This window comes from Geodermatophilus sp. SYSU D00525, assembly GCF_054050475.1.
The window spans coordinates 115,838-132,980 of the sequence record NZ_JBJGZK010000012.1 but is presented as its reverse complement, the minus strand read 5'-3'; the positions used below and the strand labels follow the sequence as shown (position 1 = coordinate 132,980).

The 17,143-nt window shown below is 73.9% G+C and carries 14 protein-coding genes; all 14 read right to left on the bottom strand.

Going from position 1 to position 17,143, the window contains the following annotated elements; translation table 11 throughout:
- Positions 1-92: 92 nt before the first annotated feature.
- A complete protein-coding gene (locus tag ACI796_RS12925) occupies positions 93-1,151 on the bottom strand; it encodes a polyprenyl synthetase family protein (RefSeq protein WP_456941633.1) in 1,059 nt (352 codons plus the stop codon).
- The gene (gene nuoN, locus ACI796_RS12920; RefSeq protein WP_456941632.1) at positions 1,151-2,680 is read right to left on the bottom strand and encodes an NADH-quinone oxidoreductase subunit NuoN; all 1,530 of its coding nucleotides are present in this window, start codon (positions 2,678-2,680) and stop codon (positions 1,151-1,153) included. Before nuoN ends, ACI796_RS12925 begins: the two co-directional genes overlap by 1 nt.
- Entirely contained in the window at positions 2,680-4,311 is a 1,632-nt protein-coding gene (locus ACI796_RS12915; RefSeq protein ID WP_456941631.1) for an NADH-quinone oxidoreductase subunit M, read from the bottom strand. Before ACI796_RS12915 ends, nuoN begins: the two co-directional genes overlap by 1 nt.
- Before the next feature lie 34 nt (positions 4,312-4,345).
- Positions 4,346-6,253, bottom strand: coding sequence for an NADH-quinone oxidoreductase subunit L (gene nuoL, locus ACI796_RS12910; RefSeq protein ID WP_456941630.1), 1,908 nt, complete (start codon positions 6,251-6,253; stop codon positions 4,346-4,348).
- A 17-nt stretch (positions 6,254-6,270) separates the two neighbouring features.
- Positions 6,271-6,570: an NADH-quinone oxidoreductase subunit NuoK gene (gene nuoK / locus ACI796_RS12905; protein WP_073421291.1), complete on the bottom strand. Its 300-nt coding sequence runs from the start codon at positions 6,568-6,570 to the stop codon at positions 6,271-6,273.
- On the bottom strand, positions 6,567-7,364 hold the full coding sequence (locus tag ACI796_RS12900) for an NADH-quinone oxidoreductase subunit J (RefSeq protein WP_456941629.1): 798 nt from the start codon (positions 7,362-7,364) through the stop codon (positions 6,567-6,569). Before ACI796_RS12900 ends, nuoK begins: the two co-directional genes overlap by 4 nt.
- On the bottom strand, positions 7,361-8,002 hold the full coding sequence (gene nuoI / locus ACI796_RS12895) for an NADH-quinone oxidoreductase subunit NuoI (protein WP_456941628.1): 642 nt from the start codon (positions 8,000-8,002) through the stop codon (positions 7,361-7,363). The genes ACI796_RS12900 and nuoI overlap by 4 nt, the downstream gene beginning before the upstream one ends.
- Positions 7,995-9,506, bottom strand: coding sequence for an NADH-quinone oxidoreductase subunit NuoH (gene nuoH / locus ACI796_RS12890; RefSeq protein ID WP_456941627.1), 1,512 nt, complete (start codon positions 9,504-9,506; stop codon positions 7,995-7,997). Before nuoH ends, nuoI begins: the two co-directional genes overlap by 8 nt.
- Entirely contained in the window at positions 9,503-11,989 is a 2,487-nt protein-coding gene (locus tag ACI796_RS12885; protein WP_456941626.1) for an NADH-quinone oxidoreductase subunit G, read from the bottom strand. The genes nuoH and ACI796_RS12885 overlap by 4 nt, the downstream gene beginning before the upstream one ends.
- A 73-nt stretch (positions 11,990-12,062) precedes the next feature.
- Positions 12,063-13,391, bottom strand: a complete 1,329-nt coding sequence (gene nuoF, locus ACI796_RS12880; protein ID WP_456941625.1) for an NADH-quinone oxidoreductase subunit NuoF — start codon at positions 13,389-13,391, stop codon at positions 12,063-12,065.
- A gap of 1 nt (position 13,392) precedes the next feature.
- Positions 13,393-14,406, bottom strand: a complete 1,014-nt coding sequence (gene nuoE, locus ACI796_RS12875; RefSeq protein ID WP_456941624.1) for an NADH-quinone oxidoreductase subunit NuoE — start codon at positions 14,404-14,406, stop codon at positions 13,393-13,395.
- Complete coding sequence (locus ACI796_RS12870; RefSeq protein WP_456941623.1) at positions 14,403-15,725, bottom strand: NADH-quinone oxidoreductase subunit D; 1,323 nt, start codon at positions 15,723-15,725, stop codon at positions 14,403-14,405. Before ACI796_RS12870 ends, nuoE begins: the two co-directional genes overlap by 4 nt.
- Positions 15,722-16,459, bottom strand: a complete 738-nt coding sequence (locus ACI796_RS12865; protein WP_456941622.1) for an NADH-quinone oxidoreductase subunit C — start codon at positions 16,457-16,459, stop codon at positions 15,722-15,724. Before ACI796_RS12865 ends, ACI796_RS12870 begins: the two co-directional genes overlap by 4 nt.
- Entirely contained in the window at positions 16,456-17,133 is a 678-nt protein-coding gene (locus tag ACI796_RS12860; RefSeq protein WP_456941621.1) for a NuoB/complex I 20 kDa subunit family protein, read from the bottom strand. The genes ACI796_RS12865 and ACI796_RS12860 overlap by 4 nt, the downstream gene beginning before the upstream one ends.
- Between the last annotated feature and the right edge of the window lie 10 nt (positions 17,134-17,143).

Sequence of the window (17,143 nt, the reverse complement as noted above, 5' to 3'; positions counted from 1 at the left end):
CGCCCCCGGGGGGCCGGGCAGCGGCCGGGCGGGCGGCCCCGCCCCCCCCGCCGCCCCCCCCCCCCCGCCGCGGCCCCCCCCCCCCCCCCCCCTCAGCTGGTGCGGGTGACCACGTAGTCGCACAGCGCCGACAGGGCGTCCCGCACCTCGCCGGCCGGGACGGCGGACAGCGAGGACCGGGCGCGGTCGGCGTAGTCCCGCAGCACCGCGCCGGCACGGTCGAGCGCCGCGGAGCCGCGCAGCAGCGCCAGCGCCTCCGCGTGCTCGGCGTCGTCGGACAGCGGGCGGGACACCAGCTCGCGCAGCCGCGCGTCGGCGGGGTCGTCCCCGGCCAGGGCGATCAGCGCGGGCAGCGTGGCGACGCCCTCGCGCAGGTCGGTGCCGGGCGCCTTCCCCGACGCGCCGTCCTGGCTGACGATGTCGAGCAGGTCGTCGGAGATCTGGAACGCGACGCCGACCTCCTCGCCGAACCCGGTCAGCGCTTCCACCAGGTCGGCGTCGACGCCGGCGAAGCGGGCGCCGAAGCGGGCCGAGGTGGCCACGAGGGAGCCGGTCTTGTCGGCCAGCACCTCGAGGTAGTGCTGGACGCGGTCCTCGCCCTGGCGGGCGCCCACGGTCTCCCGGATCTGGCCGGTGACCAGCCGCTCGAAGGTGCGCGCCTGGATGCGGACCGCCTCGGGGCCGAGGTCGGCGAGCAGGTCCGAGGCGCGGGCGAACAGGAAGTCGCCGGTGAGGATGGCGACGCTGTTGGTCCACCGGCTGTTGGCGCTGGGCGCCCCGCGGCGGACGGCGGCCTCGTCCATGACGTCGTCGTGGTACAGCGTGGCCAGGTGGGTGAGCTCGCAGACGACGGCGGCCCGCACGACGTCCGGCGCGTGCGCGTCGCCCAGGTGGGCGGCCAGCAGCGCGAGCATCGGGCGGAAGCGCTTGCCGCCCGCGGCCATGAGGTGGCCCGCGGCCTCGGAGACGAACGAGTGCTCGCTGGCCACCGCGATAGCCAGCGCCGCCTCCACGTTCGCCAGCCCCTCGGCCAGCGAGTCGCCGAGGGCCCCGCCCGGGAGCCAGGGGCCCATGGTCGAGGCGGGGGTCGAGATGCGGTGCCAGACCTCGGCCGGGGCGATCCCGTCGACGGTGGCACGGGGTCCGGTCATCAACCGACGAAGATAGCTGCCCGATCCGCCAGACCGAGCACCGCCCCGGGGACGATGCCCAGGACGAGGGTGGCCGCGGCGGTCACCGCGAGCACGACGGTGGTGGGCAGCCCGGGCACGCCGACGGTGGGACCGTCGGCGGCCGGCTCGGAGAAGTACATGAGCACGATGACCCGCAGGTAGAAGAACGCCGCCACCGCGCTGGCCAGCAGGGCGACCAGTGCCAGCGGCCAGGCGCCGTCCTCGATCGCCGCCCGGAAGACGGCGAACTTGCCGGTGAAGCCGCTGGTGAGCGGGATCCCGGCGAGCGCCAGCAGGAACAGGCTCATGACCGCGGCGGTGACCGGCGAGCGCTGCGCGAGGCCCGCCCACTGCGACAGGTGCGTGGCCTCGCCGTCGCCGCTGCGCACGAGGGTGAGCACCGCGAACGCGCCGAGCGTCGTCAGGCCGTAGACCAGCAGGTAGAACATCACGGCCGACAGGCCCGTCCCCGGGTAGCCGAGGACGCCGGTGAGCAGGAACCCGGCGTGCGCGATCGACGAGTAGGCGAGCATCCGCTTGAGGTCGGTCTGGGTGAGGCCGAGGACCGCGCCGACGACCATCGACACGATCGCGACGGCGTAGACCAACGGCCGCCAGGTCCACTCCTCGGTGCCGAACGCGACGTAGAGCAGCCGCAGGATGGCGCCGAAGGCGGCGACCTTGGTGCAGGCGGCCATGAAGGCGGTCACCGGGGTGGGCGCGCCCTGGTAGACGTCCGGCGTCCAGGTGTGGAACGGCGCCACGCTGGCCTTGAACAGCAGCCCGACGACCAGCAGCGCGAGGCCGAGGACGGCCAGCGTGCCGCCCCCGCCGGCCGTGACCGTCTCGCGGACCGTGGAGAGGCGGACGCTGCCGGTGGCGCCGTAGACCAGCGCCAGGCCGTAGAGGAAGAACGCCGAGGCGAAGGCGCCGAGCAGGAAGTACTTGACCGCCGCCTCCTGCGACAGCAGCCGGCGCCGGCGGGCGAGGCCGCTGATCAGGTACAGCGGCAGGCTGAGCACCTCGAGCGCGACGAACATCAGCAGCAGGTCGTTCGCCGTGACGAACAGCATCATGCCGCCGATGGCGAAGGTGGCCAGCGGGTAGACCTCGGTCTGCACGCGCTGCACGGTGAGCAGCTCGCGGTCGCGGACGCTGCCCGCCGGCACCGCGGCGGAGACGACGAACGCCGAGCGGGCCGGGTCGAGGTTGCGCTCGGCGAACAGCAGGACCGCCAGGGCGCCGAGCCCGGCGATGGTGGCCTGCAGGAACAGGCCGGCGCCGTCGACGGCGAGCGCTCCCCCGGCGGTGACCTCGCGGGTGCCGGCCAGCAGCAGGGTGCTCGCCAGCCCGCCGAGGGTGCCGACGAGGGCGACGGCGACCTGCACCGGGTGGCGGCTGTCCCGCGGGCCGAACGCCTCGACGAGCACGCCGGTGCACGCGGCGCCGAAGACGAACAGCAGCGGCGCGAGGGCGGCGAAGGAGAGGTCGGGGGCCTCGATGGTCATCAGTCGGTCCCCTCGCTGGGAGCGTCCACGCCGGCCGGGTCGGCGCCGACGTCGATCATGGTGGCGGCGACGGCCGGCTCGATCAGCCGGATCAGCGGCTGCGGGTAGACGCCGAGCACGACGACCAGGGCCACCAGCGGGGCGACGACGGCCGTCTCGCGGCGGGTCAGGTCGGGCAGCCGCACCGTCGCCCGGGCCGCGGGGGCCGGGGCGGTCAGGGTCGCCGTCGCGCCGTGCGCCCCGTGCGGGTCGCCCGCCGGGGCCGCGGCCGGCCCGTCGTCGGCGGGGAAGAGCACGCCGCGCGGCGGGCCGTGCATGGTCCGTTGGTAGAGCAGCAGGATGTACAGCGCGGCCAGGATGATCCCGACGGTGGCCAGGATCGTGAACACCGGCCGGGTCGGGAACGAGCCGATCAGCACGAGGAACTCGCTGACGAAGCTGTTGGTGCCCGGCAGCGCCAGCGACGCGAGCCCCGCGATCAGGAACACCCCGGCCAGCTTCGGCGCCCGCGCGGCCACGCCGCCGTAGTCGCCGACCAGCCGGGAGCCGCCGCGGGCGATGAGCATCCCGACGACCAGGAACAGCAGGCCGGTCGCGATGCCGTGGTTGACCATGTAGAGCACCGCGCCGGTGCCGGCCTCGGTGGTGAAGGCGAAGACGCCGAGGGCGATGAAGCCGAAGTGCGCGATCGAGGTGTAGGACACCAGCCGCTTCATGTCGCTCTGCCCCATCGCCAGCAGCGCGGCGTACAGGACACCGGCGACGGCGAGGACGAGCACCAGCGGGGCGAACTCCCGCGAGGCGTCGGGGAACAGCGGCAGGCAGTAGCGCAGGAACCCGAACGTGCCGACCTTGTCGAGGACACCGACGAGCAGCACCGCGCCGCCGATCGGGGCCTCGGCACCGGCGTCGGGGAGCCAGGTGTGCAGCGGCACCAGCGGCGCCTTGATCGCGAAGGCGACGAAGAAGCCGAGGAACAGCAGCCGCTGGGCGGCCGGGTCGATGTCGAGCTGCCGCAGGGACTCGAAGGCGAACGTGCCGTCGCCCGCCGCCTCGCTGACCACGTAGAGGCCGATCACCGCGGCGAGCATGACCAGCCCGCCGACCAGGCTGTACAGGAAGAACTTGACCGCCGCGTACTGCCGGCGCGGGCCGCCGAAGCTGCCCACGAGGAAGTACATCGGGACGAGCATCGCCTCGAAGAAGACGTAGAAGAGGAAGACGTCGGTGGCGGCGAAGACGCCGACCATGCAGGCCTCGAGCAGCAGCAGCCAGGCGAAGAAGGTCCGCATGGAACGCCGGGTGGTGGGCTCGTCGCGCCAGGAGGCGAGCACCACCACCGGCACGAGCACGCCGACCAGCAGCAGCATGACCAGCGCGATGCCGTCGACGCCGAGGGCGAAGTCGACGCCGAAGCCCTCGATCCACGGCACCGACGTGGTCAGCTGGAACCGGTCGCCGTCGGGGTCGAAGGCGACCGTGGCCAGCACCGCGAGCACCAGCACGACCAGGCTCACCCCGAGGGCGAGCTGCCGGGCCAGCGCGGTGCTGTCGCGCGGCAGGCCGGCGACGACGGCGCCGCCCACCGCGGGCACCACCAGCATCGCGACCAGGAGCAGGGAGTCGCTCACTCTGTCGTCGTCCTCTCCTGAGACCCCGGCCCGCTCACCCGGCCGTCACCGCCAGCAGCGCCCCGGCCACCAGGACCGCGCCGCCGAGCATGCCGAGCGCGTAGGACCGGACGAACCCGGTCTGCGCCCGGCCCAGCCGCGACGACGAGCCGCCGAGCGTGGCGGCCAGGCCGTTGACCGCGCCGTCGACGCCGCGGTTGTCCACCCACACCAGCGCCCGGGTGAGCCACTGGCCCGGCCGCATGAACAGCGACTCGTTGACCGTGTCGGCGTAGAGGCTCCTGCGCGCCGCCCGCACCACCGGCGAGACGCGGACCGGGGCGACCTCGGGGACCTCGCGGCGGCCCACGAACAGCCAGGCCGCCAGGACGCCGACCAGCATCACCGCGGTCACCACCACCCCGACGACGGCCGGGGCGACCACGTGCGCGGCCTCCTCGGGCTCGCCGAACACCGGGGCGAGCCACTCGTCGAGCGGGAAGACCTGCACCAGCAGGAACCCGGCAGCCACCGAGCCGACGGCGAGCAGCACCATCGGGGCGGTCATCACCGTCGGCGCCTCGTGCGGGTGCTGACCCGCCGTCCACCGCGGCCGGCCGAGGAACGTCATGAGCACCAGCCGGGTCATGTAGAAGGCGGTCAGCCCGGCACCGACGACGGCGACCGCACCGAGCAGCCAGCCCCACCCGTCGCCGCGGTCCAGAGCGGCCTCGATGATCGCGTCCTTGGTCCAGTAGCCGGACAGGAACGGGAACCCGATCAGCGCGAGGTAGCCCAGGCCGAAGGTGGCGAAGGTGACCGGCAGCTTCCGCGCCAGCCCGCCGAACCGGCGCATGTCCACCTGGTCGCCCATGGCGTGCATGACCGACCCGGCGCCGAGGAACAGCCCGGCCTTGAAGAAGCCGTGGGTGAGCAGGTGCGCGATGCCGGCGGCGTAGCCGACCGGGCCCAGGCCCACGGCGAGGAACATGTAGCCGATCTGGCTGACCGTCGAGTAGGCCAGCACCTTCTTGATGTCGTCGTACGCGCAGCCGACGATCGCGCCGTAGAGCAGCGTGATCGCGCCGACGGCGAGGACGACGGCGCGGGCGGTCGGCGTCAGGTCGTAGATCGGCGCGGAGCGGGCGATGAGGTAGACGCCGGCGGTGACCATCGTCGCGGCGTGGATGAGCGCCGAGACCGGCGTCGGGCCCTCCATGGCGTCGGGCAGCCACGCCTGCAGCGGGAACTGGCCGGACTTGCCGCACGCACCGAGCAGCAGGAGCAGGCCGAGCGCCGTCACCGTGCCGCCGGCCAGCGCGCCGACCCCGCCGAAGACGCCCTCGTAGGAGACCGTCCCGAGCTGGGCGAACATCACGAAGATCGCCAGGGCCAGGCCGACGTCGCCTACCCGGTTCATGACGAAGGCCTTCTTCGCGGCGGTGGCCGCGGCCGGGCGCTCGTGCCAGAAGGCGATGAGCAGGTAGGAGGCCAGGCCCACGCCCTCCCACCCGACGTAGAGGGCCACGTAGTTGTCGCCGAGGACCAGCAGCAGCATCGCCGCGACGAACAGGTTGAGGTAGGCGAAGAACCGGCGGCGCCGCGGGTCGTGGGCCATGTAGCCGACCGAGTAGACGTGGATCAGCCCGCCCACGCCGGTGATCAGCAGCATGAAGGTGGCCGACAGCGGGTCGACCAGCAGCCCGGCCTGCACGTCGAGCGAGCCCACCGACAGGAAGGTGAACAGGTCGACGTCGACCGCCCGGTCCTCCAGGCCGGCCAGCTGCACGGTGCACAGCAGCGCGACCACGAAGGCGGCCAGGACGGTCGCCGCCCCCAGCAGGTGGCCCCAGCGGTCGGTGCGGCGCCCGCCCAGCAGGAGGACCGCGGCCCCGAGCAGCGGCAGTGCGATGACCAGCCACGAGGCCGACAGCAGGCCCTCGGCGGCGACGGCGGATTCCATGGGGGTGCCGGCTCCCGTCAGTACTTGAGCAGGTTGGCGTCGTCGACCGACGCCGACCGGCGGGTCCGGTAGATCGACATGATGATCGCGAGGCCGACGACGACCTCGGCGGCGGCGACGACCATGACGAAGAACGCCATGATCTGGCCGTCGACGGTGCCGGTGGCCCGGGCGAACGTGACCAGCGTCAGGTTGACCGAGTTGAGCATCAGCTCGACGCACATGAAGACGACGATCGCGTTGCGCCGCACCAGCACGCCGACGGCGCCGATGGTGAACAGGATCGCCGCGAGCACCAGGTAGTGCGTGAGCGTCATGCCCGGTCCTCCGGGGTGGCCGTGCCGAGGGCGGCGTCCGGGCTGCCGAGCTGCGCCCGGCCGGTGGGGCGGGGCATCTGCTCGACCTCCTGGGGCTCGATGCCGGTGGCCAGGCTGTCCTCGGCGGTGCGCCCGTCGGGCAGCAGCGCGCCGGCGGCGACGGAGTTGGCGCGGGCGAACACGCCGGGGCCGGGCAGCGTCTGCGGCCGGTCGGTGAGGAACCGGGCGCGGGAGAGCTCCTTCTGTGTCCGCCGGGTGCCGGGCTCGCGCTCGATGTGCGCGAGCACCATCGCGCCGACCGCGGCGGTGATCAGCAGCGCGCTGGTGACCTCGAAGGCCAGCAGGTAGCGGGTGAACAGCAGCTCGGCGATCGAGTCGATGTTGCCGGTGCCGCCCTGCGCGTCGGACAGGCCCTCGACCGGGGTGTCCTGCGTGGCGCGCGCGATGCCGGCGCCGACCAGCCCGGCGAACCCGACGCCGAGCACCGTGGCCGCCACCCGCTGCCCGCGCAGCGTCTCGACGACGGAGTCCGAGGAGTCGCGGCCGACCATCATGAGGACGAACAGGAACAGGATCATGATCGCGCCGGTGTAGACGATGATCTGCACGGCGCCGAGGAACGGCGCGGACTGGACGACGTAGAAGACGCCCAGGGCGAGCATCGTGTTGACCAGCCACAGCGCCGAGTGGACGGCGTTGCGGCTGAACACCATCCCCAGCGCCCCGGCCAGCGCGACCGGGCCGAGGATCCAGAAGACGACGGCCTCGCCGGTGCCGATGACGACGTCGGTCATGCCCGCTCCACCGTGACCGGCTCGGCGGCGGACCCCTGCTGCGGCTCGCGCACGTAGTAGGCCTTCTCGTCGTCACCGAGGCGCATCGCGTGCGGCGGGGCCTCCATCCCCGGCAGCAGCGGGGCCATGAGCTGTTCCTTGGTGTAGATGAGGTCCCGCCGGTTGTCGTCAGCCAGCTCGAAGTCGTTGCTCATCGTCAGCGAGCGGGTGGGGCAGGCCTCGATGCACAGCCCGCAGAAGATGCAGCGCAGGTAGTTGATCTGGTAGACGCGGCCGTACCGCTCACCGGGGCTGTAGCGCGCGTCCTCGGTGTTGTCCCCGCCCTCGACGTAGATCGCGTCGGCCGGGCAGGCCCAGGCGCACAGCTCGCAGCCGATGCACTTCTCCAGCCCGTCGGGGTGCCGGTTGAGCACGTGCCGCCCGTGGTAGCGCGGCTTGGTCACCTTGGGGACGTCGGGGTACTCCTCGGTGGTCACCTTCTTGAAGATCTGGGCGAAGGTGACGCCGAAGCCCTGGCCGGGTGCCGGCAGCAGGCTGCGGCGGGGCGCGGGCGTGCCGCCGCCCCCGCCGCCGGCCCGCTCGACCTCACCGCCGCCGCGCCGGGCGGGGGTGGCCCCCGCGGGGGTCCGCTCAGTCATCGGGGTCCTCCTGTGCGCTGGTGGCGGTGCTGCCCGTGGTGCTGCCGGCGGCTCGGCGGCCGCTGCTGACCACGCCGCCCTCGGGGCGCGCGCCCACCGGCTCGGCACGGCGCAGCCGCGGCGACGGCGGCACGACGAGGTCCATGGGCGGCACCGGGAAGCCGCCCTCGGCGCGGGCCGGGCCGGTGCGCTGCGCCGGCCGGTGCCGCGGCCCGGCCGGGGGCAGCACCTCGGGGTCGGGCTCGGGGTCGGTGGCGTGGATGCCGCCGGCCGCGGCGTCCTCGGCCATGAGCCGGGTGTCCCGGTTGGCGGCCCGGCTGGCCACCGACAGGGCGAGCAGGACCAGCAGCGCGATCGGCACGCCGACGAACACCGCCACCTGGCCGGTGGACAGGTCCGCCTCGCGGGAGACGGTGCGCATCGTGGCGACGGCGAGGATCCAGGCCAGCGCCGTCGGCACCAGGACCTTCCAGCCGAAGCGCATGAACTGGTCGTAGCGCAGCCGGGGCAGCGTCCCGCGCAGCCAGATGAACACGAACAGCGCGGCGGCGACCTTGAGGAAGAACCACAGCAGCGGCCACCAGCCGGAGTTGGCGCCGTCCCAGAGCGAGATCGGCCACGGGGCCCGCCAGCCGCCGAGGAACAGCGTCGCGGCGAGCGCCGAGACGGTGACCATGTTGATGTACTCGGCGAGGAAGAACAGCGCGAACTTCAGCGACGAGTACTCGGTGTGGAAGCCGCCGACCAGCTCGCTCTCGGCCTCGGGCAGGTCGAACGGCGCCCGGTTGGTCTCGCCGACGACGGCGATCACGTAGATGACGAAGCTGACCGGCAGCAGGATCGCGAACCAGCTCGGCCCGGTGAACTCCAGCCCGAAGAACGACAGCCGGTTGCCGTCGGCCTGGGCGGCGACGATCTCCGAGGTCGACATCGACCCGGCGTAGAGGAACACCGCGACGATCGACAGGCCCATCGCGATCTCGTAGCTGACCATCTGGGCGGCGCTGCGCAGTCCGCCGAGCAGCGGGTAGGTCGAGCCGGAGGCCCAGCCGGCCAGCACGATGCCGTAGACGCCCATCGCCGAGCAGGCCAGGACGACGAGGACGCCGATGGGGGCGTCGGTGAGCTGCAGCGGGGTCTGCTGGCCGAAGATGCTGACCACCGGGCCCAGCGGGATGACCGAGAAGGCCAGGAACGCCGGGATGGTCGCGATGACCGGGGCCAGGAAGTACACCGGCTTGTCCGCGAGCGCGGGCCGGATGTCCTCCTTGAACGCCAGCTTCAGCCCGTCGGCGAGGCTCTGCAGGTAGCCGCGCGGGCCGACCCGGTTGGGGCCGATGCGCTGCTGCATGCGGGCGACGACCTTGCGCTCGAACACGATCGCGAACAGCGTCATCAGGACCAGCACGACGAAGACGCCGACGATCTTGACGAGCACGATCCACCAGACGTCGTGCCCGAAGTCCTCGAGCGTCGGCTGGTCGGCGGCGGCGAGCAGGGTCACGCGGCACCTCCCGCGCTCGAGCCCGGAGCACCCAGCCGGACGACGCCGCCGGGGGGCGTGCCGAGGCCGGTGCGCAGCTCGCTGCCCGGCGAGCGCATCGGCAGCCACACCACGTCGTCGGGCATCTCGGTGACGCAGACGGGCAGGGTGACCGAGCCGGTGGCGCCGCGGACGGTGAGCGGGTCGCCGTCGGCCAGGCCGAGCCGGGCGGCCCGCGCGGCGCTGATCCGCGCCACCGGGGGGCGGGCGGTGCCGGCGAGCTCGGGCTCGTCGCGCTGGAGCGTGCCGACGTCGAGCAGCTGCCGCCAGGAGGCCAGCAGCGCCTCGTCCTCACCCGGCTCCGGCGCCACGGCCGGCGGCACGTCGAGGCCGCCGTCGGCGCGGGCGCCGGTGTCGCCGAGACGGGCGAGCTCGGCGCGGGCCGCGTCGGGGGTGGGCAGCCGCAGGTCGGCGTCGAGGTACTCGGCGAGACCGTGCAGCACCCGTCCGTCGGGGAGCTGGCCGGTGCCGTGCAGCGTGGCGTCGAAGGACCGCACCCGGCCCTCCCAGTCCAGGTAGCTGCCCGCCTTCTCCGGCGCGGCGGCCACCGGCAGGACGACGTCGGCGTGCTCGGTGACGGCGGTCGGCCGCTGCTCGAGGCTGACGACGAACGACGCCGCGGCCAGCGCCTGCGCGGCGAGCGCCGGGTCGGGCAGGTCGGCGGGGTCGACGCCGCCGACGAGCAGGCCGGCCAGCCGCCCGTCGCGGACGGCGGTGAGGATGCCGGTGGTGTCGCGGCCCGGCAGCGCCGGGAGGTCGGCGGGATCCACACCCCACAGCGCGGCCACGTCGGCGCGGGCGACGGGGTCCTCGACCGGCCGGCCGCCGGGCAGCAGCGCGGGGAGCGCGCCGGCCTCGACGGCGCCGCGCTCCCCGGCCCGCCGCGGCACCCAGGCCAGGCGGGCGCCGGTGGCGCGGGCCAGCGCGGTCAGCGCGGTGAACGCGCCGGGGACCTCGGCGAGCCGCTCGCCGGCCAGCACGACGGCGCCGGGCTGCCGCAGCGCCTCGACGGCGGGGCCGCCCCAGCTGCCCTCGGCCAGCGCCGCGAGCGCGCGGGCCTCCTCGCCGGGCCGGGTGACCAGCACGGTGGCCTGCAGCTTCTGCGCCGCTCGGGTGGCGAACGGCGCCAGGTCGTAGACGGCCAGCCGGCCCCGGCGCACCGCCCGGCGCAGGCGGAGGAAGACGATCGGCGACTCCTCCTCCGGCTCGAAGCCGGCCAGCAGCACGGCCGGGGCGGCGGTGAGCTCGTCATAGGTGACCGCCTCGCGCCCCGGGCCGGTGCCGGCGACGTGCGCGGCGAGGAACGCCTGCTCCTCGGCCGAGTGCGCGCGGGCGCGGGCGTCGACGTCGTGCGTGCCGAGGGCCACGCGGGCGAACTTCGCGTACGCGTAGGCGTCCTCGACGGTCAGCCGTCCGCCGGGCAGCACGCCGACCCCACCCGCGGCCCGCGCCGCGCGCAGGCCCTCGGCGGCCGCGGCCCACGCGTCCGGCCAGGAGGCGGGCTGGAGGACGCCGTCGCGCCGGACCAGCGGGGTGGTGAGCCGGTCGTTGGTGGCGGCGTAGCGGAAGGCGAAGCGGCCCTTGTCGCAGGTCCACTCCTCGTTGACCGCGGGGTCCTCGCCCGCCAGCCGGCGCATGACCTTGCCGCGCCGGTAGTCGGTGCGCATCGAGCAGCCCGAGGAGCAGTGCTCGCAGACCGAGGGCTCGCTGCGCAGGTCGAACGGCCGCGACCGGAACCGGTACTGCGCGCTGGTGAGCGCGCCGACCGGGCAGATCTGGGTGGTGTTGCCGGAGAAGTAGGAGGAGAACGGCTCGTCCTCGTAGACGGCGACCTGCTCCAGCGCGCCCCGCTCGAACAGCTCGATGAACGGGTCGCCGGCCACCTGCTGGGAGAACCGGGTGCAGCGGGCGCACAGCACGCAGCGCTCGCGGTCGAGCAGGATCTCGCTGCTGATCGGCAGCGGCTTGGGATAGGTCCGCTTGACGTCGACGAAGCGGGTCTCGGCGCGGCCGTTGCTCATGGCCTGGTTCTGCAGCGGGCACTCGCCGCCCTTGTCGCAGACCGGGCAGTCCAGCGGGTGGTTGATCAGCAGCAGTTCCATCGTGCCCTGCTGCGCCTTGTCGGCGACCGGGCTGGTCAGCTGGGTCTTGACCGCCATGCCGTCGGTGACCGGCATGGTGCAGGAGGCCACCGGCTTGCGCTGGCCCTCCACCTCGACCAGGCACTGCCGGCAGGCGCCGACCGGGTCCAGCAGCGGGTGGTCGCAGAACCGCGGGATCTGGATGCCGACCATCTCCGCGGCCCGGATGATCAGCGTCCCCTTGGGCACCGCGACGTCGAAGCCGTCGATGGTGCAGTGGACGGCGTCCGGCGGGGTGTGCGGGCCGGGGACGCCCGGCGGCACCGCCGGCGCGGGCTCGGGGGCGGTGGGCGTCAGGGTCACTGGTCCTCCTCGCTGGCGCTCGTCGCACCAGTGCCACCAGGTGCTCTGTTCCTGCGTGACCTCGCGAGCTCGGTCACGAGGCCACTCCGACGGGCTCGAGCCGCAGCGAGCGGCCCAGGCGGGCCTGCTCCTCGGGCGGCAGCAGGGCGACGTAGTCGTCGCGGAAGTACTTGAGCGAGCTGGTGATGCAGCTCGTCGCGCCGTCCCCGAGCGCGCAGAACGAGCGGCCGAGGATGTTGTCGCAGGTGTCGGTGAGCAGGTCGAGGTCGGCCGCCGTGCCGCGGCCGTCGACCAGCCGTTGCAGCACCTGCACCAGCCAGTAGGTCCCCTCGCGGCAGGGCGTGCACTTGCCGCAGGACTCGTGCGCGTAGAACTCGGTGAACCGCAGGGTGGCCTCGACGATCGAGTCGGTCTCGTCGAACACCATGAGCGCCGTCGTGCCGAGCATCGAGCCCGCGGCGGCGACCGAGTCGAAGTCGAGCGGGACGTCGAGGTGCTCGGCGGTGAAGTACGGCGTCGAGGAGCCGCCCGGCGTCCAGAACTTGAGCTCGTGCCCGGCGCGCACGCCGCCGGCCATCTCCAGCAGCTCGCGCATCGTGGTGCCCATCGGCGCCTCGTACTGGCCGGGGCGGGTGACCCGGCCCGACAGCGAGTAGATCTTCGGCCCGGGCGACTTCTCCGGCCCGAACCGCTTGAACCACTCCGCCCCGCCGCGGACGACGAACGGCACGGTCGCCAGCGTCTCGACGTTGTTGATGACCGTCGGGGCGCCGTAGAGGCCGGCGACCGCGGGGAACGGCGGCTTGAGCCGCGGCTGCCCGCGGTAGCCCTCGAGCGAGTCGAGCAGCGCCGTCTCCTCGCCGCAGATGTAGGCGCCGGCGCCGGCGTGCACGACCAGCTCCAGGTCGTAGCCCGAGCCCAGGACGTCGCTGCCGAGGTAACCGGCCGCGTAGGCCTCCTCGACGGCCGACACCAGCCGGCGGTGGGCGTGCACCGCCTCGCCGCGGACGTAGATGACGGCGAACCGGCAGCGGATCGCGTACGCCGAGATGATCACGCCCTCCACCAGGGAGTGCGGGTCGGTCATCATCAGCGGCAGGTCCTTGCAGGTGCCCGGCTCGCCCTCGTCGGCGTTGACCACGAGGTACTTGGGCATCGCGGCCGGCCCGGTCGGCGTCTCCCCCGGCTTGGGCTGCGGGATGAAGCTCCACTTCATGCCGGTGGGGAAGCCGGCGCCGCCGCGGCCGCGCAGGCCGGAGTCCTTGACCAGGGAGACCAGCTCGTCGGGCTGCATCGACAACGCGGTGCGCAGCGCGGCGTAGCCGTCGAGGGACTCGTAGGTGGACAGCCGCCAGGGCTGCTCGGCGCCCCAGCGCGCGGTGAGGACGGGGGTGAGCGGCATCTCAGGCCTTCCCTGGACCCTGGCCGGAGGTGCCCGGCTCGGTCCCTGCGGGGGTGTCGGGGGTGGGACGGTCGCCGCCGGGGGTGCGCCGGCCGTACTCGGTGCCGCGGTCGGGGTGCGCCTGGGCGGCGCCGGCCCGCTCGGCCGGGTTGTCGGCGGCGGCTACCCGGGCGTCGGCGGCCTCCTCCTCCGGCGTCTGCCCGGCGTCGCCGGACGGCGCCACCGTCTCCGCGGGCTCGCCGGTGTCGGTGGGCTCCGGCTCCGGGCCGCTCATCGGCGGGGCGGACTCGCCGCGCTCGGCGGCCAGCCGGACGCCGGCCAGCGTCGGGCCCCACTCCCCCGGCGCGTCGACGGCGGCGCGCGCGGCCCCGGCGTCGGCGTGCTGGGAGAAGCCGGCCAGCTGCCGGGAGACCCCGCGGAAGTCGGTGAGCGGGGCGCCGCGGGTGGGGTGCGGCTTCTCCCCGCGGCGCAGCGCGGCGACCAGCGCGCGGGCGCTCTCGACGTCCTGCTGGTCGTAGAACTCGTAGTCGACGGTGACCACCGGCGCGTAGTCGCAGGCGGCCAGGCACTCGGCGTGCTCGAGGGTGACCGAGCCGTCGGCCGCCGTCTCGTCGTGGTGGACGCCGAGGTCGGCCGACAGCGCGTCCATGATCCGCTGCCCGCCGAGGACGGCGCACAGCGTGTTGGTGCAGACGCTGACCAGGTGCCGGCCGGTCGGGCGACGCTTGTACATCGTGTAGAAGGTCGCGACCGCGCCGACCTCGGCCTTGGTCAGCCCGAGCACCTCGGCGCACAGCGCGACGCCCTCCGGCGTCACGTAGCCCTGGTAGCTCTGGACCAGGTGCAGCATCGGCAGCAGCGCCGAGCGTGCCTGCGGGTAGCGGGCGGTGATCTCCCGCGCCTCCAGCCACGCCTGCTCGGTCAGCGGCGGCAGGTCCGCCGGCGGCGGCTCGACCGGGCTGTCGACCAGCCCCGTGGTCGCCGCGCCCTCCCGGGAGCCGGGGAGTGCGCTCATCGGTCCACCCCTCCCATCACGGGGTCGATGGAGGCGATGGCGGCGATGACGTCGGCGATCATCCCGCCCTCGCTCATGGCCCCGGTGGCCTGCAGGTTCACGAAGCTGGGGTCGCGCACGTGGACGCGCCACGGCCGGGTGCTGCCGTCGCTGACCACGTGGTAGCCGAGCTCCCCGCGCGGCGACTCGATCGGGACGTAGACCTGCCCGGCCGGCACCCGGAAGCCCTCGGTGACCAGCTTGAAGTGGTGGATCAGGGCCTCCATCGAGGTGCCCATGATGTGCCGGACGTGCTCGAGGGAGTTGCCCATGCCGTCGGCACCGAGCGACAGCTGCGCGGGCCAGGCGATCTTCCGGTCCTCGACCATCACCGGGCCGGGCTCGAGCCGGTCGAGCGCCTGGCCGACGATCTTCAGCGACTCGAACATCTCGGCCATCCGGACCAGGTAGCGGCCCCACGCGTCGGAGGTGTCGGCGGTGGGGACCTCGAAGTCGTAGGTCTCGTAGCCGAGGTAGGGCTCGACCTTGCGCAGGTCCCAGGGCAGCCCGGCCGCGCGCAGGACCGGTCCGGTGACGCCGAGCGCCAGGCAGCCGGTGACGTCGAGGTAGCCGACGTCCTTGAGCCGGCGCTGCCAGATCGGCTGGCCGGTGAGCAGCTTGTGGTAGCCGGCCAGCCGCTCGGGCATGACGGCGAGCCACTCGCGGATCGACTCCTCCACGCCGGCCGGCAGGTCCTGGGCGACACCGCCGGGCCGGATGTAGGCGTGGTTCATCCGCAGCCCGGTGATCTCCTCGAGCAGGTCGAGGCACAGCTCCCGCTCGCGGAAGCCGTTGGTCATGCCGGTGAGCGCGCCCAGCTCCATGCCGCCGGTGGCCAGGCCGACCAGGTGCGAGGCGATCCGGTTGATCTCCATCACCAGCACGCGGATCGTCTGCGCACGCGGCGGCACCTCGATGCCGAGCAGCTTCTCGACGGCCATGCAGTAGCCGGCCTCGTTGAACAGCGGGGACAGGTAGTCCATCCGCGTCACGAAGGTCGTACCCTGCACCCAGTTGCGGTACTCGGTGTTCTTCTCGATGCCGGTGTGCAGGTAGCCGATGACCACCCGCGCCTTGGTCACCGTCTCGCCCTCGAGGTCGAGGACCAGCCGCAGGACGCCGTGCGTCGAGGGGTGCTGCGGCCCCATGTTGACGACGAGCCGCTCCTCGCCGGAGAGGTCCGCGCCGAAGGCCTGGTCCCAGTCGCCGCCGGTGACGGTGTAGACCCGCCCCTCGGTGGTCTCCCGCGAGCCGGCGTACGGGTCGTGGGTGGTGCTCATCGGTAGCTCCGCCGGGTGTCGGGCGGCGGGATGGTCGCGTCGTGGTACTCCACCGGCACGCCGCCGAGCGGGTAGTCCTTGCGCTGGGGGTGCCCGTCCCAGTCGTCGGGCATGAGGATCCGGGTGAGCGCCGGGTGGCCGTCGAAGACGACGCCGAACATGTCGTACGTCTCCCGCTCGTGCCAGTCCGCCGTCGGGTAGACCTCGGACACCGACGGCACGTGCGGGTCCTCGGCGGTGACGGCGACCTCGAGCCGGATCCGTCGCCGGTAGGTCATCGAGGTCAGGTGGTAGACGACGTGCAGCCGCGGCCGGCCGGCGTCCACCGCGGGGCCGCCGCTGTCGAGGTAGTCGACGCCGGAGACGCTGCTGCACAGCTCGAAGCGCAGGGCGTCGTCGTCACGCAGCGCCCGGACCAGGGTGAGCAGGTGCTCGCGGGCGACGAAGTAGGTGATCTCCCCGCGGTCGACGAGGACCCGCTGCACTGCGGTGGCGTAGGTGGCCGCGCCGACGGCGTCGATCAGCGCGTCGGTCACCTCGTCGAACCAGCCGCCGTAGGGGCGGTCGGTGGAGTGCAGCGCGACCGCGCCGCCGGGCTCGACGCGGACCAGGCCGCCGAAGCCCGAGGTGTCGCCGCTGCCGCTGACGCCGAACGCGCCCTTGCGGAAGCCGCCGCCCGCGGCCGCGGCGCCCTGCGAGGCGTCGGCGCCGCTGCGGTCGCCGGGGCCGGTCACCGGGACCCGCCGCGCGGTCCGGGCAGCAGGACGGCGTCGCCGCCGCGCTGCTCGATGGCGAACTGGCCGGTGCGGCCGGCGGCCGCGGCCTGCTCGTAGGCCGCCCGCTTGGCCTTGTCCGCGCGGACGCTGGAGGGCATCTCGACCAGCAGGTCGCGGGCGCGGCCCTCGGCCCGTTCCTCCTCGAGCCGGCGGGCCCGCTTCGGACCGAGCGGCTCGTTCTGGATCTTGTGGTGCAGCTTGAGGATCGCGTCCATGAGCATCTCCGGACGCGGCGGGCAGCCGGGCAGGTACATGTCGACGGGGACGACGTGGTCGACGCCCTGCACCACCGCGTAGTTGTTGAACATGCCGCCGGAGCTGGCGCAGACGCCCATGGCGAGCACCCAGCGCGGCTCGGGCATCTGGTCGTAGATCTGCCGCAGGACCGGCGCCATCTTCTGGCTCACCCGGCCGGCGACGATCATGAGGTCGGCCTGGCGCGGGGAGGCGCGGAAGACCTCCATGCCGAAGCGGGCCAGGTCGTAGCGGCCGGCGCCGGTGGCCATCATCTCGATCGCGCAGCACGCCAGGCCGAAGGTGGCCGGCCACAGCGAGGACTTGCGCGTCCAGTTGACCAGCTTCTCGACCGTGGTCAGCAGGAAGCCGCTCGGCAGCTTCTCCTCGAGACCCACGTCAGCTCCC

Excerpts from the sequence above, each read along its gene's own strand:
- nuoL (WP_456941630.1), bottom strand. The coding sequence starts at position 6,253 with ATGGAATCCGCCGTCGCCGCCGAGGGCCTGCTGTCGGCCTCGTGGCTG.
- nuoN (WP_456941632.1), bottom strand. The coding sequence starts at position 2,680 with ATGACCATCGAGGCCCCCGACCTCTCCTTCGCCGCCCTCGCGCCGCTG.
- ACI796_RS12925 (WP_456941633.1), bottom strand. The coding sequence starts at position 1,151 with ATGACCGGACCCCGTGCCACCGTCGACGGGATCGCCCCGGCCGAGGTC.
- ACI796_RS12870 (WP_456941623.1), bottom strand. The coding sequence starts at position 15,725 with ATGAGCACCACCCACGACCCGTACGCCGGCTCGCGGGAGACCACCGAG.
- ACI796_RS12900 (WP_456941629.1), bottom strand. The coding sequence starts at position 7,364 with ATGACCGACGTCGTCATCGGCACCGGCGAGGCCGTCGTCTTCTGGATC.
- nuoI (WP_456941628.1), bottom strand. The coding sequence starts at position 8,002 with ATGACTGAGCGGACCCCCGCGGGGGCCACCCCCGCCCGGCGCGGCGGC.
- nuoK (WP_073421291.1), bottom strand. The coding sequence starts at position 6,570 with ATGACGCTCACGCACTACCTGGTGCTCGCGGCGATCCTGTTCACCATC.
- nuoF (WP_456941625.1), bottom strand. The coding sequence starts at position 13,391 with ATGCCGCTCACCCCCGTCCTCACCGCGCGCTGGGGCGCCGAGCAGCCC.
- nuoE (WP_456941624.1), bottom strand. The coding sequence starts at position 14,406 with ATGAGCGCACTCCCCGGCTCCCGGGAGGGCGCGGCGACCACGGGGCTG.